Consider the following 13,860-nt stretch of genomic DNA (forward strand, 5'->3'; position numbering starts at 1 on the left):
GATGCCGGCACTTTGACCGCGTTGCGTGTGACACCAGTCCCGCTGGCCACGTTCTTTGCGTATCGCGCAGGCACGGTCATTGTGGTCACCACCGCATACGTCATCGCGACGATGTCCTTCAGCGGCATCCTAAGGCCAGGGCTGGTCCCAACGCTGATTCCGATCGGGCTGCTCGCCGGGTTGTCGGCGGTGGTGACGCTGCTGCTCATCCTTGCCTTAGCGAGCAACAAGATTCAGGGCCTGGCCATGGTCCGTGGAATCGGTATGCTGATCGCCGGCCTACCGTGCCTGCCGTGGTTCATCCACTCCGCCTGGAATCTGGCTTTCGGTGTGCTGCCACCGTATTGGGCCGCCAAAGCTTTTTGGGTCGCCAGCGACCACGGCACCTGGTGGCCGTACGTGGTAGCTGGTGTCGCCTACAACGTGATCGTCGCCTGCCCGCTATTTCGCCGCTTCGCCGCCAAGAACACCTGAGTCGGACTTGCGCTGTCACGTTGAACCACGGTGACAAAAATGCCAGGCCAGCTAGGCAGGTGGCCTAGCCGACGAGCGTGGCGGTGAGTTCGTAAAGCGCCCACGCGAACAGTGCGGTCATCATGATGATCTCGCGCCAGGCCAGCGCGGGGGCGGCTTGGATCGCATACGACATGAGTTTGCGTGGCGGCGGCGGTGATTCGGGTGGCGCCTGTTCTGGTGGTAGTGGTTTGGCGAAGCGGTGAAAGAAGATCTGGATGAGCAGCATCCCCGTGATCAGTCCGGTGATGAAGCTTAGTCCGTGCATGCCGGTGAGGAACAGCAGGGTGACGAGCACCATGATCACGGCGAGGGTGAGGGTGTCGTAGATGCTGATGATGCGACCATCGCGACCGTAGTAGGTCGCGATGCGCTGAATGCGGGTGCGGTAAGGCACCAGGAACCCGACAGCGAACTTCACAAGTCCCTGCACACAGAAGGCGGTCAACAGGATTATCAACGTTACCGACATAGGGATCGCCTCCTCTTCCTAAGCCAAGATGAAATACCGCAGCCACACGTAGACGGCCGATATCGCGATGGATACCGTCGTGACCAGTGCGCCCTTCCGGGTGAATTGCCAAAAGGAGATGGGATGGCCTGCGCGGCGCGCGATTCCGATCATGACGACGTTGGCGCTGGCACCCACGGCGGTTAGGTTGCCGCCGAAGTCCGCGCCCAGGGCAAGGGTCCACCACAACGCAGCGGGATGGACGTGGCTGGGCATGCTCGCGGCGAGGTCGCTGACGATCGGTGTCATCGTGGCGACGTAGGGGATGTTATCGATGATGCCCGACACCGGCGCGGAGACCCCGAGGGTCAGCATTGCGGTCAGCAGCGCATTTCCCCCGGTTCCTTGGACCGCTGCGTGTGCCACGTCAGCGATGAAGCCGGTCTTGACCAGCGCACCGACCATGACGAACAAGCCGGCGAAGAACAGCAGCGTGTCCCACTCGACAAGGGACAGATAATCGGATTGCTGCAGCCGCGACACGAGCACCAGGACGCCCGCACCGATCAGGGCAACCAGAGAAGGCTGGATATGCAGTACCGAATGCAAAATGAACGCCGCGAACACGAGAACGAGAACAACGCCGCACTTGATCAATAGCGAACGATCACGGATAGCTTCGCGCTCGTTGAGCGACATGACATCGGCGACCCGGTCGGAATCGACGGTAAAGCAACCGCGGAACAGGCGTGGCAGCATCGCGACGAAAACAGTCAGCACGACGATCACGATCGGCGTCATGTGGATCAGAAAGTCGTTGAACGACAAGCCCGCCCGGCTGCCGATGATGATATTCGGCGGATCGCCGACCAGGGTGGCCGCGCCGCCGATATTGGATGCGAACACCTCCGCCATCAGAAACGGCGCGGGGTTGATTGCCAGTCGATCACAGACCAGCAGCGTGACCGGCGCGATCAACAACACCGTCGTGACGTTGTCCAGCAACGCCGATGCCACAGCGGTGACCAGAACGAGCAGGATCATGATCCGCAGCGGCGCGCCACCCGCGCGTTTGGCTGCCCAGATTGCGACATACTCAAATACGCCGGTCTGGCGTAACACGCTGACGATGACCATCATCCCGAACAGCAAAAATATTACGTCCCAATCGATCCCGGTCTGCCGGGAGAAGAAAACATCGTCGGAACCGACGATCCCGATACTGACCACAACGGCCGCGCCGATAAGGGCAACGAGCGTCTTGTTGATCCGATCGCTGGCAATCAAGCCGTAGGCGACCACAAACACGGTGATCGCAAGGACGTTCATCAGCAGTCCGCAACCGGGTTGATAATCAGCGGTTTGAGAACATCGTCGATGCGGATGCCTAAGCGGAACGTCACATGCACGGAAACCGCTTGGGAGACGGACACCAGGAAAGGCCTTTCACGAGACGGCGATTACTGCCGACCCGACTTCCCGGCGCACCAATGCAAAACCTACCCCAAACCGACCGTCTTGCACCAGGTTCGCGGTGTCAACGTCGACGTGCAATCCCTTCGCCCAACCCGGCTGGCCTCGGCGATCGAGGCTCTTGCTTGACGCGTTGGGATCCTTCGGCGCATCGTGGCGCGGTTACGACCGCCCGCTGGGTGATGACGATCCGGCGGCCGCTCCGACAAGTCCGTCCAGCGGTGTATCGATGAGATCGCTTCCTGCGCAGTGCATCTCGACGCTTTGATCAACCGCATTGAGGCGTGAGATTTTTGGCCGAAGAGACGAAGCCGAGGGCGATGTTGCGACTCTGCCATGATTGCTCATCCGCAATAATCATCGGGGCGGACCGCCACCGCCGCCGACACCTCGTTGCTCATTGCGGCGGCTTTGCTCGCCTCGATTGCCGCGCATGACATCGTGACGCGCCTGCGCTTCACCCCTTGGGGCGCCTCGAATGGTTGACCCACCGTTTCGACTGCTAATCCGCGACGGCCAAGTCGACCGACTCAATCCCCGAGGGTGCGGGCTTAGTCAAGAGGATCTCGACCCGGCTCTAACAGCCGTTTGAGATGTCAATTGTGCGCCGTCAGGGTTTCGAACCCCGGACCCGCTGATTAAGAGTCAGCTGCTCTACCAACTGAGCTAACGGCGCTTTAGACGGCCGAGACCGCGTACGCGACAATAACAGGCGTCCTGCCGCGGCGCGAAATCTCGGACCCGTCCAGGATAGCTGCTGAGCCACCAGCGATCTCTGGCGTTTAGCGTCCTGTCGGGCCCCCGGCCAGCAGTGGTCAAACTCGCGCGCGTCGAGGCTATGGCGACTATGGCGACCCGCAGCGGGCCCAAGGCGAAGCAGAAAGGTCGCCATCCGCCAACCGGCGTAGGCGTCTAGCGTTTGCGGACGTCCGGATGCTCGCTTAGGGTCACGAGCTTGTGTCCGAAAAGCCAGGACTTGGGGCATTGCGGCCCGTATTGGTCAGGGCACCGGCCGTAACCCCTTAGAATATTCTCAACTATTCGGGGTCACTGGTGACCAACTAAGCCATATTTCCTGAAAGGCGGCTTGATGACGCCCTTGCGCAGACCACGATTATCGCTGGTAGTGGCGATAATCTCGGTTGCTGTGTTCGGTGTCGCCTGCAGCAGCAGCCCGGCCGCCGCGCCGGTCAAAGCCATCACGGACAAGGGCACGCCGTTCGCTGACCTGCTGGTCCCCAAGCTCACCGCCTCGGTTACCGACGGTGCCGTCGGCGTCACCGTGGACGCACCCGTCACGGTCAGCGTCGCCGACGGTGTACTGGCCTCGGTCACCATGGTCAACGACAACGGCAGGTCGGTGGCCGGTCAGCTGAGCCCCGACGGATTGCGCTGGTCGACCACCGAGCAACTGGGCTACAACCGGCATTACACGCTGAACGTGAAGGCGCATGGACTCGGCGGTACGGCGAATCGGCAGATGAGCTTCGCGACCAGCTCGCCCGAGCACCTGACGATGCCCTACGTCAACCCGAGCGACGGTGAGGTGGTCGGCATCGGCCAGCCGGTGGCGATCCGGTTCGACGAGAACATCGCAAACCGCATGGCAGCCCAGAAGGCCATCACTATCACCACCAATCCGCCGGTCGAAGGCGCCTTCTACTGGCTGAACAACAGGGAAGTGCGTTGGCGCCCAGAGCATTACTGGAAGCCGGGCACGACTGTCGACGTCGCCGTCAACACCTACGGCGTCGACCTGGGTGACGGCATGTTCGGCGAAGACAATGTGAAGACGCATTTCACCATCGGCGACGAGGTCATCGCGACCGCTGACGACAACACGAAGATGGTGACCGTCCGCATCAATGGCGAAGTCGTCAAGACCATGCCCACCTCGATGGGCAAGAACAGCACCCCGACCGCCAACGGCATCTACATCGTCGGCGCGCGGTTCAAGCACATCATCATGGACTCGTCGACCTACGGGGTTCCGGTCAACTCGCCCAACGGATATCGCACCGACGTCGACTGGGCCACGCAGATTTCCTATAGCGGTATCTTCGTGCACTCGGCGCCGTGGTCGGTCGGCGCCCAAGGCAACACGAACACCAGCCACGGGTGTCTGAATGTGAGCCCCAGCAACGCCGTGTGGTTCTACGAGCACGTCAAGCGCGGAGACATCGTCGAGGTCATCAACACCGTGGGCGGCACGCTGCCAGGCACCGAGGGTCTGGGTGACTGGAACATTCCCTGGCCGCAGTGGAAGGCGGGCAACGCCAACACCTGAGGTGTTCGCGCAGTTGGGGTGGCTGACGGGACTCGAACCCGCGACACCCAGGATCACAACCTGGTGCTCTACCAGCTGAACTACAGCCACCGTGGCCGCGCCGGTCCAGCGAGCTTGCGGGCACATGCGCGGCGACGTCGATACTAACCGGTCGGCGGCTCCTCGGCCGAATCGATTGCTTCCTGCGCGTCCAACCCGTTTTGCAGTTCGGCGGCCACTGCGGCGATTTCGCTGGTAGACGGCCCTGGTGGCGGCACGAATGCGGTGCGCCGGTAGAACTGCAGTTCGCGGATGGATTCGTGGATGTCGGCGAGTGCGCGGTGCGTGAGCCCCTTGGTCGGCTGGCCGAAGTAGATCCGCGGGTACCAGCGCCGGCAGAGTTCCTTGATGGAGCTGACGTCGATCATCCGGTAGTGCAGAAACGAGTCGAGTTGGGGCATGTCGCGGACGATGAACGAGCGATCGGTGGCTATCGAGTTGCCCGCCAGCGGGGCGGTCTTAGGTTGCTTGACGTGCTCGCCGATGTAGTCGAGCACCATCGCCTCGGCGGTCGCCAGGTCCACCGTGGAGGCTTTCACCTCGTCGATCAACCCCGAGCGCGAGTGCATCTCGGCGACCACGTCGATCATCGACGCAAGCGAGGCATCGTCCGTGTGAATAACCACGTCGATTCCCTCGCCGAGAACGTTCAGCTCTGCGTCGGTAACCAGCGCCGCGATTTCGATCAGCTTGTCCGAGCCCAGATCCAGACCGGTCATCTCGCAGTCGATCCACACCAATTCGTCGCGCACAGCGCTCTACAGTAGGCGCACGCCGGGCTCTGCCCCCGGTTCCCCCTGAGGAAGTAGGCTCGGGCTTTGCGACGGGAACCAGGCGGGGGAGAGGGGCGCGGCACGATGAGCACGGAATCGTCGGCTGAAGGGGGCGGTGGGCCCGCCACGCGGATCGCGGCGGGCTACGCGGTAGCCGGGCAGGCGCTGGAACTGGGCACGGTCGTCGTCGACGGCGAGGCCGATCCGGACGCCCAGATCCGTATTCCGCTGGCCACCATCAACAGGCATGGTCTCGTGGCCGGAGCCACCGGTACCGGCAAGACCAAGACGCTGCAGCTGATCGCCGAACAGCTCAGTGCCGCAGGTGTGGCGGTCGTGATGGCCGACGTGAAAGGCGACCTGTCCGGTCTGTCCCGGCCCGGGGACGCCAACGACAGGACGGCCGCGCGGGCCAAGGACACCGGCGACGACTGGCAACCCACCGGATTCCCGGTGGAGTTCTTGTCGTTGGGCACCGGCGGAGTCGGCGTGCCGGTGCGAGCAACCATCTCCAGCTTCGGGCCGATTCTGCTGTCAAAAGTGTTGGGGCTCAATGCCAGCCAGGAATCCACGCTTGGGTTGATCTTTCACTACGCCGACCAGCGGGGTTTACCGTTGTTGGACCTGAAAGATCTACGGGAAGTCATCACCTATTTGACCAGCGATGAGGGCAAGCCTGAGCTGAAAAACCTTGGGGCTGTTTCGTCTACGACAGCTGGAGTGATCCTGCGGGCTTTGGTCAACCTGGAATCCGAGGGCGCTGACACATTCTTCGGAGAGCCTGAGCTGGACCCCGACGACCTGCTGCGCCTCGATGACCAAGGGCGCGGCGTCATCTCACTGCTCGAGCTCGGGGCGCAGGCCGCGCGCCCGGTCATGTTCTCCACCTTCCTAATGTGGGTGCTGGCCGACCTTTTCCAGCATTTGCCCGAGGTGGGTGACGCGGACAAACCCAAGTTGGTGTTCTTCTTCGACGAGGCGCACCTGTTGTTTGCCGACGCGTCCAAGGCCTTCCTCGAACAGGTCGAGCAAACGGTCAAGCTGATTCGCTCCAAGGGCGTCGGGGTGTTCTTCTGCACCCAGCTGCCCACCGACCTGCCCAACGACGTGCTGTCCCAGCTGGGCGCCCGCGTTCAGCACGCGTTGCGCGCGTTCACGCCGGACGACCAGAAGGCGCTGAGCCGAACCGTACGCACTTATCCGAAAACCGATGTCTACGACCTGGAATCAGCGCTGACGTCGTTGGGTATCGGCGAGGCCGTCGTCACCGTGCTGTCGGAGAAGGGGGCACCGACGCCGGTCGCATGGACGCGCATGCGGGTGCCCCGTTCGCTGATGGCCGCGATCGGCGCCGACGCGATCGGCGCGGCGGCCAAAGACAGCCCGCTGCAAGCCAAGTACGGCCAGACCATCGACCGCGACTCGGCCTACGAGATGTTGCGAGCCAAGCAGGCCGCCGGGCCGCCCTCGTCGGAGCCCGGCGAGCCGGCGCCGTCGGACAGCGAGGTGCCGCCAATGCCCCCGCCGGCGGAGAAAAAAGGCCCGAGCATCTTTGAGCAGGTATTGCACGACCCGACCGTGAAAAGTGCGATCAACACCGGAGTACGCGAGATCACCCGCAATATATTCGGCACAGGGCGGCGGCGTAGGAAGTGACGGTCGGTCAGCCGCCGAGTTTCTTGTAGAAGCTCCCCACTATTGGAGCGACGATGGCACGAGGAGCGTACTGGCTGGCCACCGACATGGCTTTCGACGTCAGGCCTGGGACGACGCGCATCTTGTTGCGTTCCAACGCATCCAGTGATACCCGGGCGGTGTGTTCCGTCGAGATCCACAGGAATTCGGGCACCAGTCGTTCGACGAGGGAGGCTTCGGATTCGTCGGGCAGCTCGGTGCGCACCGGTCCCGGCGCCAGCAGCGTGACGTGCACGCCGGAACCCCGTAGTTCGCCGCGCAACGATTCGCTGAAGGTATTCGCGAACGCCTTGGTCGCGGCATAGGTGGCGTTGTAGGGAATCGGCGAATTGCCCGCCGCCGAACCGGAAATCAAAATGCCGCCGGCCTTGCGCTCGATCATGCCGGGGAGCACCGCCAACGTAAGGTCGTGCACCGCAACGGCATTCAGCTGTACCTGGGCCTTTTCACCGGCCGGGTCGAGGGTGGCCACCGGCCCGAAAGTCGCGGTGCCAGCATTGGCGCACAGGATCGAGACGGGGCGGTTGGCCAACTCGTCGCAGATCTTCGCCCGTTCCTCCGGGTCGGCCAGATCGGCGGGTCGCACTTCCACGGCGACGCGGTATTTGTCGACCAGCCGTGCGGCCAGCTCCGTGAGCACGTCCTCGCGCCGCGCGGTGACGATCAGGTTGTGTCCGCGTGCGGCAAGTTCGGTTGCCAGTGCTGCACCGATGTTCTGCGAAGCTCCGGTGACAACGGCGCGCGACTCGGGGCTGGGAGCGGGTATCGGCATGCCGCCAATCGTAGACAGGGCGCCCCGCGCGGTTGCCGCGTAGCCAGCGGGTACCGGCGGCGCGGTTGGCGCGTAGGTGATTACGGCCGGGGGAGCGTTCCTCGTGAGTCCCACCTGTCACAGAAAGGTCGGGTGTGCCCTTTTTGTCCACCTCAGCGCGACAACTGCGAGACCGCAGCTACTTGTCGCGCTGAGGTGGACAACAAGAGGCGCGGCGCTCTGCGGTGATTGGAGTGACTGGTGGGGTCAGCGGTGGGCCGCGGACTCGCCGGAGCGGGCGCTCAGCCCGACCAGTCCGCTGCGGGTCGTCTGCCCGACCACTTCGCAGCGATCGCGAGCGCGGCGTAGCCGGGCGCTGCGGGTCGTCTGCCCGACCACTTCGCAGCGATCGCGAGCGCGGCGTAGCCGGGCGCTGCGGGTCGTCTGCCCAACCAATAGAGTCCCGGGCATGCGCCAGCCGGGCACGATCACGCGCTCTCGGGTCGTTGCGTGGGCACTCTGGGACTCCGGGACCACCGGGCTGAGCGCGATCGTCACCACCTTCGTCTTCGCCGTCTACCTGACCAAGGCGGTGGGTGTCGGCATCCCCGGGGGCACCACACCGGCGAGCTGGCTGGGTCGTGCCGCAGCCGTCGCCGGCTTCACTATTGCGGTGCTGGCGCCGGGCGTCGGCGTTTGGGTGGAATCGCCGCACCGCCGACGGGTGGCGCTCGGCGTATTGACCGGCATGGCGGTCGCACTGGCCTGCACCATGTATCTGATCCGCCCACAACCCGCCTACTTTTGGGCCGGGCTTGTGCTGATGGCTGGGACCGCGGCGTGCACCGACCTGGCCAGCGTCCCCTACAACGCGATGCTGCGCGAACTGTCGACACCTCAGACAGCCGGAAGAATCTCTGGCTTCGGCTGGGCGGCAGGCTATTTCGGCAGTGTGCTGCTGCTCCTGCTCGTCTACTTCGGATTCATCGCCGGAAATGGCGACCACCGTGGCTTACTGCAGGTGCCGGCTCAAGACGGCCTCTACGTCCGGACGGCGATGCTGCTGGCCGCCGCCTGGCTGGCCGTCTTGGCCCTGCCACTGATGTTGGCCGCACACCGGTTACCCGACGTCAACGAGGTTTCGCACGAAACGAGCATCCTCGGCGGTTACCGCAAGCTGTGGAGGGAGGTCAGCGCGGAATGGGAACGCGACCGCAACCTGGTTTTCTTCTTGGTTGCCAGCGCGCTGTTCCGCGACGGGTTGTCGGCGATCTTCGCCTTCGGCCCGGTGCTGGGTGTACTCGTTTACCGGATCTCTCAAGCCGATGTGTTGATATTCGGGGTGGCGGCCAGCGTGGTAGCCGCGGTCGGGGCGGTGCTCGGCGGCTTCGTCGATCACTGGATCGGGTCCAAACGCGTCATCGTCGGGTCACTGCTGATGATCCTCGGCGTCGCAGTCACCCTGATGGGGTTGTCCGGCCCCGTGGCGTTTTGGGTGGGCGGCTTGATCTTGTGCCTGTTCATCGGACCGGCGCAATCGTCGTCGCGCACGTTGTTGTTGCATATGGCCAAGGAAGGCAAGGAGGGCGTGGCCTTCGGCCTGTACACGATGACCGGGCGCGCGGTGGCGTTCGTGGCGCCGTCGCTGTTCTCCGTGTTCGTCGACGTCTTCGGCGCTCCGCGCGCCGGAATGGGTGGAATCGCGGTGGTTCTGGTAGCCGGCATCTTGGCGATGCTGGTAGTGCGAGTCCCGCCGAGACGCGTTGCCGTTGAAGAGCCGATCTAGCTCGGCGGGGCGTTGCAGATCGTGAGACCCACGCCCTCGCGCTGCAGCACCTGAACGCCCGCGATCGTGAGGGTGCAGGTGACGTTGTGGCCGATGTTGATGATCGTCAGGATCGGCGGGTGCAGGGACGACTTGGTCAGGCTGACCTCTTTGCTCCACGGCAGCGCGACATTGAACTCGGTTTGCATCACATCGCCGGTGTCCATGTAGCTGATGCTGATCGCCCGGCCGTCGCCGGCGACGTTGTAGACAACGCTCTGCACGACGGCTGGCCCGGTTGTCTCAGTCGGCGCCGCCGTGGGCGGGGGCAGAGGCCGGGGGTGACGTGAGGTCGACGGTGCTGTCGACCGGGACGGCGTAGTCGAGCTCGACTCGGGCATGGCGGGCAACGGCGGGACGGCGGTCTGGGTTTTGACCGCGTCATTGGCCAAGAACAGTGCGATGACCAGGCCGACAACCAGCATCACCGACGCGCCTGCCAAGAACCACAACCAACGCGGTGATTTCGGTCCTTCCGGCAGCGGGGCTGCCAGGTCTTGCCGAGGCAGTTCTCCGGACAGCGCCTGCTCCTGTTGCCAGTACGCGGGCAGCTCCAGGGTCGGGTTGGCCTCGGTGTGGGTCGGTGCCCATTGGGCAGCCGATCCGGCGTAGGTCTGCGCATACGGCGCCTGGTCGGCGTACGCAGGGTCGACATAGGGCTGATCCTGGGGATCGCTCGCGTCAGACCCCTCTTGAGGGGCACTCAACCACTCGGGACGACGTGGATCGGTCATGCCCACCTCATGGATTGCAGGGTACCTGGGACCGGCGGTTTGGCGAGTTCGCGCAGGTACGCCGTCTCAGACCAATCAGCTGACCCGCTGGTCGCGGGCCGATAGCGCCGCAACCGTCATCGCCCGCATGACGGCGCGCGAACGCAGCGCGCCCACCGGCTTGGCATCAGCCGATTTCATGCTGTGCGGCGTCGAATTCAGCAGTCCGAAGGCAGCGTGCGCCATCAGCCGGGCATCGGCTTCGGCCAATTCGGGATTCAATTCGCGCAGCACGCCGACCCAGATCTCCACGTATTGCCGCTGAGCTTTGCGCACCTGCCGCTGCGCCGCCGCAGGCAGGTGGGCAAGGTCTCGGTCCTGAATCCGGATCAGGTTCGGTTCGCCCAGCGCGAAGTCCAGATGAAAATCGATCAGGCCGTCCAGTGCGGCGGAGGCGTCGCGATGACGGTCCGTTACCTCTCGCGCTCCGGCGAGTAGCCGTGCGCTAATTCCGACAAGCAACTCGACCAGCAGTGATTCCTTGTTGGGGAAATGCCGATAGATGGCTGGACCGCTGACCCCGGCCGCGGCGCCGATGTCTTCCAGCCGCACGGCCAGGAAGCCGCGTTCGGCGAATAGCCGTTCGGCGGCCGACAGCAGCTGCAAGCGTCGGTCAGACTTCAACTGGCTGCGCCGGTTCGGCGCTTCGGTGGGGCCCCGCCGCCCTTCCGAAGCGGACGCTGTCACCACGGACCTCCGTCTAACTCGTCCTGGACACTTCGGTTAATCGTCACTAACGTAGCACGAGTTACGTGCAATTAACTCAATTCGCACGGTAAGCGCCAGGCGGAGGAACCGTGGCAACGCCATCACCTCAAGAGCCGCTGTCCTATGACCGGGGACCGAGCCAGCCTCCGCTGCTCGAGACCACAATCGGCGCCAACTTCGCTGCCGCCGGCGCGGAATACCCGGACCGGGACGCGCTGGTCGACGTCTGGGCAGGCCGCCGGTGGACCTATGCCGAACTGCTCGCTGCTGTGCGCCGACTCGCGACGGGCCTATTGCGGGCAGGGATCGGAACCGGTGATCGGGTCGGCATCTGGGCGCCGAACCGGTGGGAATGGGTGCTGGTCCAGTACGCGACCGCCGAGATCGGCGCGATTCTGGTAACCATCAATCCCGCCTATCAAGCCCGAGAATTGGATTATGCGCTAAGGCAATCCGGGGTGGCGATGGTGATTGCCGCCCCGAGTTTCAAGACCACAGACTATGCGGCGATGCTGGCGGAGGTCGCTCCACGTTGCCCGGACCTGCGCGACGTGGTGCTGATGGAAAGCGATCGCTTTGCCGAACTGACCGCGACCGACGCGGACCCGGGGGCGCTGGCGAACATCGCAGCGACCCTGGACCCCCGCGATCCCATCAATATCCAATACACCTCTGGCACAACGGGATCCCCGAAAGGTGCTACGCTGAGCCACCGCAACATCCTCAACAACGGCTACCTGGTGGGCGAGCTGCTCGAGTACACCGAGGCAGACCGGATATGTATCCCGGTGCCGTTCTATCACTGCTTCGGGATGGTGATGGGCAATCTCGCGGCCACCAGCCACGGCGCCTGCATGGTGATTCCGGCTGCTGGCTTCGAGCCCGACGCAACCCTGCGCGCCGTGCAGGCCGAACGCTGCACGAGCCTCTACGGCGTGCCGACGATGTTCATCGCCGAGCTCGGCCTGCCCGACTTCGCCGACTACCAGCTCGACAGCTTGCGTACCGGAATCATGGCCGGCTCGTCGTGCCCGGTCGAAGTGATGCGCAAGGTGGTGGACCGCATGCATATGGCGGGAATCTCGATCTGCTATGGCATGACCGAGACGTCGCCGGTGTCCACCCAGACGCGCACGGACGATCCGCTGGACCGGCGCGTCGCAACCGTCGGGCGGGTGGGTCCTCACCTGGAGATCAAGGTGATCGACCCGGGCAGCGGCAAGACCGTTCCGCGCGGGGTGGCGGGAGAATTCTGCACCCGAGGCTATTCGGTGATGGCCGGCTATTGGAACGAGCCTGAGAAGACGGCCGAGGTCATCGATGCCGACGGTTGGATGCACACCGGAGATCTGGCCGCGATGGACGAGCACGGCTACGTCGAGATCATGGGCCGGATCAAGGACATCGTGATCCGCGGCGGCGAAAACATCTCTCCGCGCGAGATCGAGGAATTTCTCTACACCCATCCCGACATCGTCGATGCCCAAGTCATCGGCGTGCCCGACGCGCGCTACGGCGAGGAGCTGATGGCGGTGGTCAAGCTGCGCGACGGGGCGGACGGGCTGACCGTCGACGGCTTGCGCGACTTCTGCAGTGGCCAAATCGCGCACTTCAAAATCCCACGCTATTTCTGGATCGTCGACGAATTCCCGATGACCGTAACCGGCAAGATCCGCAAAGTGGAGATGCGCGAACGGGCAATCGAGTACCTGCGCGGACAGGACTGAACATCAGCGTGGGCCCGGGGGTCTCTGGACGCACGGAGCGGGCAATGGTATTCTCAGCGCCAGTTAATGAAGATTAACTGAATCGGGAGGCTCGGAGGTAATGGACAAGGTGGTGGCTTCCGCCGCGGAGGCGGTCGCGGACATAACCGACGGGTCGTCCCTGGCGGTCGGGGGGTTCGGCCTCTGCGGCATACCCGAGGCGCTGATCGCCGCGCTCGCCGACAGCGGCGTCACCGACCTCGAAACCGTGTCGAACAACTGCGGCGTCGACGGCGTGGGCCTTGGAGTGCTGTTGCAGCACAAGCGGATTCGCCGCACCATTTCGTCCTACGTGGGCGAGAACAAGGAGTTTGCCCGTCAGTTCCTCTCCGGTGAACTCGAGGTTGAGCTGACTCCACAGGGCACCCTGGCCGAGCGCTTACGCGCAGGTGGCATGGGCATACCGGCGTTTTTCACACCGGCCGGGGTTGGGACCCAGATCGCCGACGGCGGATTGCCGTGGCGCTATGACGCGTCGGGTGCGGTCGCTGTGATGTCGCCGCCCAAGGAGACCCGCGAGTTCGACGGAGTCACCTACGTTCTCGAGCGAGGCATCCGGACCGACTTCGCGCTGGTGCATGCATGGAAGGGTGACCGGCACGGCAACCTGGTGTACCGCTACGCCGCCGGCAACTTCAACCCGGAGTGCGCTCCGGCCGGACGGATCACCATCGCCGAAGTCGAGCATCTCGTCGAGCCCGGCGAGATCGATCCCGCCACCGTGCACACTCCCGGTGTGTTCGTGCAGCGCGTCGTGCATGTCCCCGACCCCATCAAGCGGATCGAGAAGGAGACGGTCCGGTGAG

11 protein-coding genes, 2 tRNA genes and 1 pseudogene are annotated in these 13,860 nt (G+C 64.1%); 6 read left to right on the forward strand and 8 right to left on the reverse strand.

Translation table 11 applies throughout. From position 1 onward, the window contains the following. Positions 1–474 (forward strand): annotated as a pseudogene (locus A5791_RS00290) (ABC transporter permease); the annotation flags it as partial. Between the two features lie 64 nt (positions 475–538). On the opposite strand, the gene A5791_RS00295 reads toward A5791_RS00290, so the two are convergent. From A5791_RS00295 to A5791_RS00305, 3 genes are all read right to left on the reverse strand, one after another. Further along, the gene (locus tag A5791_RS00295; RefSeq protein ID WP_067229088.1) at positions 539–985 is read right to left on the reverse strand and encodes a hypothetical protein; all 447 of its coding nucleotides are present in this window, start codon (positions 983–985) and stop codon (positions 539–541) included. Positions 986–1,003: 18 nt separating this feature from the next. Next, entirely contained in the window at positions 1,004–2,293 is a 1,290-nt protein-coding gene (locus A5791_RS00300) for an ArsB/NhaD family transporter (protein WP_067229092.1), read from the reverse strand. 747 nt (positions 2,294–3,040) lie between these two features. After that, positions 3,041–3,113: transfer RNA gene (locus A5791_RS00305), tRNA-Lys, on the reverse strand. Positions 3,114–3,527: 414 nt separating this feature from the next. Here A5791_RS00305 and A5791_RS00310 point away from each other — a divergent pair. Further along, positions 3,528–4,724, forward strand: a complete 1,197-nt coding sequence (locus tag A5791_RS00310) for an Ig-like domain-containing protein (RefSeq protein ID WP_082966653.1) — start codon at positions 3,528–3,530, stop codon at positions 4,722–4,724. A 14-nt stretch (positions 4,725–4,738) separates the two neighbouring features. Here A5791_RS00310 and A5791_RS00315 read toward each other — a convergent pair. Together A5791_RS00315 and orn are read right to left on the reverse strand one after the other, a co-directional pair. Further along, positions 4,739–4,814: transfer RNA gene (locus A5791_RS00315), tRNA-His, on the reverse strand. Positions 4,815–4,867: 53 nt separating this feature from the next. After that, a complete protein-coding gene (orn, locus tag A5791_RS00320; protein WP_067229098.1) occupies positions 4,868–5,515 on the reverse strand; it encodes an oligoribonuclease in 648 nt (215 codons plus the stop codon). Positions 5,516–5,620: 105 nt separating this feature from the next. On the opposite strand from orn, the gene A5791_RS00325 reads away from it, so the two are divergent. Continuing rightward, positions 5,621–7,192, forward strand: a complete 1,572-nt coding sequence (locus A5791_RS00325) for a helicase HerA-like domain-containing protein (RefSeq protein ID WP_067229100.1) — start codon at positions 5,621–5,623, stop codon at positions 7,190–7,192. A gap of 7 nt (positions 7,193–7,199) precedes the next feature. Here the strand turns inward: A5791_RS00325 and cmrA are convergent, their stop codons facing one another. After that, positions 7,200–8,003: a mycolate reductase gene (cmrA, locus tag A5791_RS00330; RefSeq protein ID WP_067229103.1), complete on the reverse strand. Its 804-nt coding sequence runs from the start codon at positions 8,001–8,003 to the stop codon at positions 7,200–7,202. A 448-nt stretch (positions 8,004–8,451) separates the two neighbouring features. Here cmrA and A5791_RS00335 point away from each other — a divergent pair, with 448 nt between their 5' ends. Further along, positions 8,452–9,768 carry an MFS transporter gene (locus A5791_RS00335; RefSeq protein ID WP_067229108.1) on the forward strand — a complete coding sequence of 439 codons (1,317 nt, stop codon included), beginning with the start codon at positions 8,452–8,454 and terminating at the stop codon, positions 9,766–9,768. On the opposite strand, the gene A5791_RS00340 is transcribed toward A5791_RS00335, so the two are convergent. Together A5791_RS00340 and A5791_RS00345 are read right to left on the reverse strand one after the other, a co-directional pair. Next, positions 9,765–10,541 carry an MmpS family transport accessory protein gene (locus A5791_RS00340; protein WP_067229111.1) on the reverse strand — a complete coding sequence of 259 codons (777 nt, stop codon included), beginning with the start codon at positions 10,539–10,541 and terminating at the stop codon, positions 9,765–9,767. The two genes, A5791_RS00335 and A5791_RS00340, sit on opposite strands and share 4 nt — an antisense overlap. Positions 10,542–10,616: 75 nt before the next feature. Then, entirely contained in the window at positions 10,617–11,267 is a 651-nt protein-coding gene (locus A5791_RS00345; protein WP_067229274.1) for a TetR/AcrR family transcriptional regulator, read from the reverse strand. A gap of 110 nt (positions 11,268–11,377) precedes the next feature. Between A5791_RS00345 and A5791_RS00350 the strand changes: the two genes are divergently transcribed. Together A5791_RS00350 and A5791_RS00355 are read left to right on the forward strand one after the other, a co-directional pair. Then, complete coding sequence (locus A5791_RS00350) at positions 11,378–13,015, forward strand: AMP-binding protein (RefSeq protein ID WP_067229114.1); 1,638 nt, start codon at positions 11,378–11,380, stop codon at positions 13,013–13,015. A 100-nt stretch (positions 13,016–13,115) separates the two neighbouring features. Continuing rightward, positions 13,116–13,859 carry a CoA transferase subunit A gene (locus A5791_RS00355; RefSeq protein WP_067229117.1) on the forward strand — a complete coding sequence of 248 codons (744 nt, stop codon included), beginning with the start codon at positions 13,116–13,118 and terminating at the stop codon, positions 13,857–13,859. The last annotated feature ends 1 nt before the right edge of the window (position 13,860 follow it).

The organism is Mycobacterium sp. 852002-51163_SCH5372311 (assembly GCF_001667115.1).
Lineage (GTDB): Bacteria > Actinomycetota > Actinomycetes > Mycobacteriales > Mycobacteriaceae > Mycobacterium.

Excerpts from the sequence above, each read along its gene's own strand:
- A5791_RS00295 (WP_067229088.1), bottom strand. The coding sequence starts at position 985 with ATGTCGGTAACGTTGATAATCCTGTTGACCGCCTTCTGTGTGCAGGGA.
- A5791_RS00300 (WP_067229092.1), bottom strand. The coding sequence starts at position 2,293 with ATGAACGTCCTTGCGATCACCGTGTTTGTGGTCGCCTACGGCTTGATT.
- A5791_RS00310 (WP_082966653.1), top strand. The coding sequence starts at position 3,528 with ATGACGCCCTTGCGCAGACCACGATTATCGCTGGTAGTGGCGATAATC.
- A5791_RS00325 (WP_067229100.1), top strand. The coding sequence starts at position 5,621 with ATGAGCACGGAATCGTCGGCTGAAGGGGGCGGTGGGCCCGCCACGCGG.
- cmrA (WP_067229103.1), bottom strand. The coding sequence starts at position 8,003 with ATGCCGATACCCGCTCCCAGCCCCGAGTCGCGCGCCGTTGTCACCGGA.
- A5791_RS00335 (WP_067229108.1), top strand. The coding sequence starts at position 8,452 with ATGCGCCAGCCGGGCACGATCACGCGCTCTCGGGTCGTTGCGTGGGCA.
- A5791_RS00340 (WP_067229111.1), bottom strand. The coding sequence starts at position 10,541 with ATGACCGATCCACGTCGTCCCGAGTGGTTGAGTGCCCCTCAAGAGGGG.
- A5791_RS00355 (WP_067229117.1), top strand. The coding sequence starts at position 13,116 with ATGGACAAGGTGGTGGCTTCCGCCGCGGAGGCGGTCGCGGACATAACC.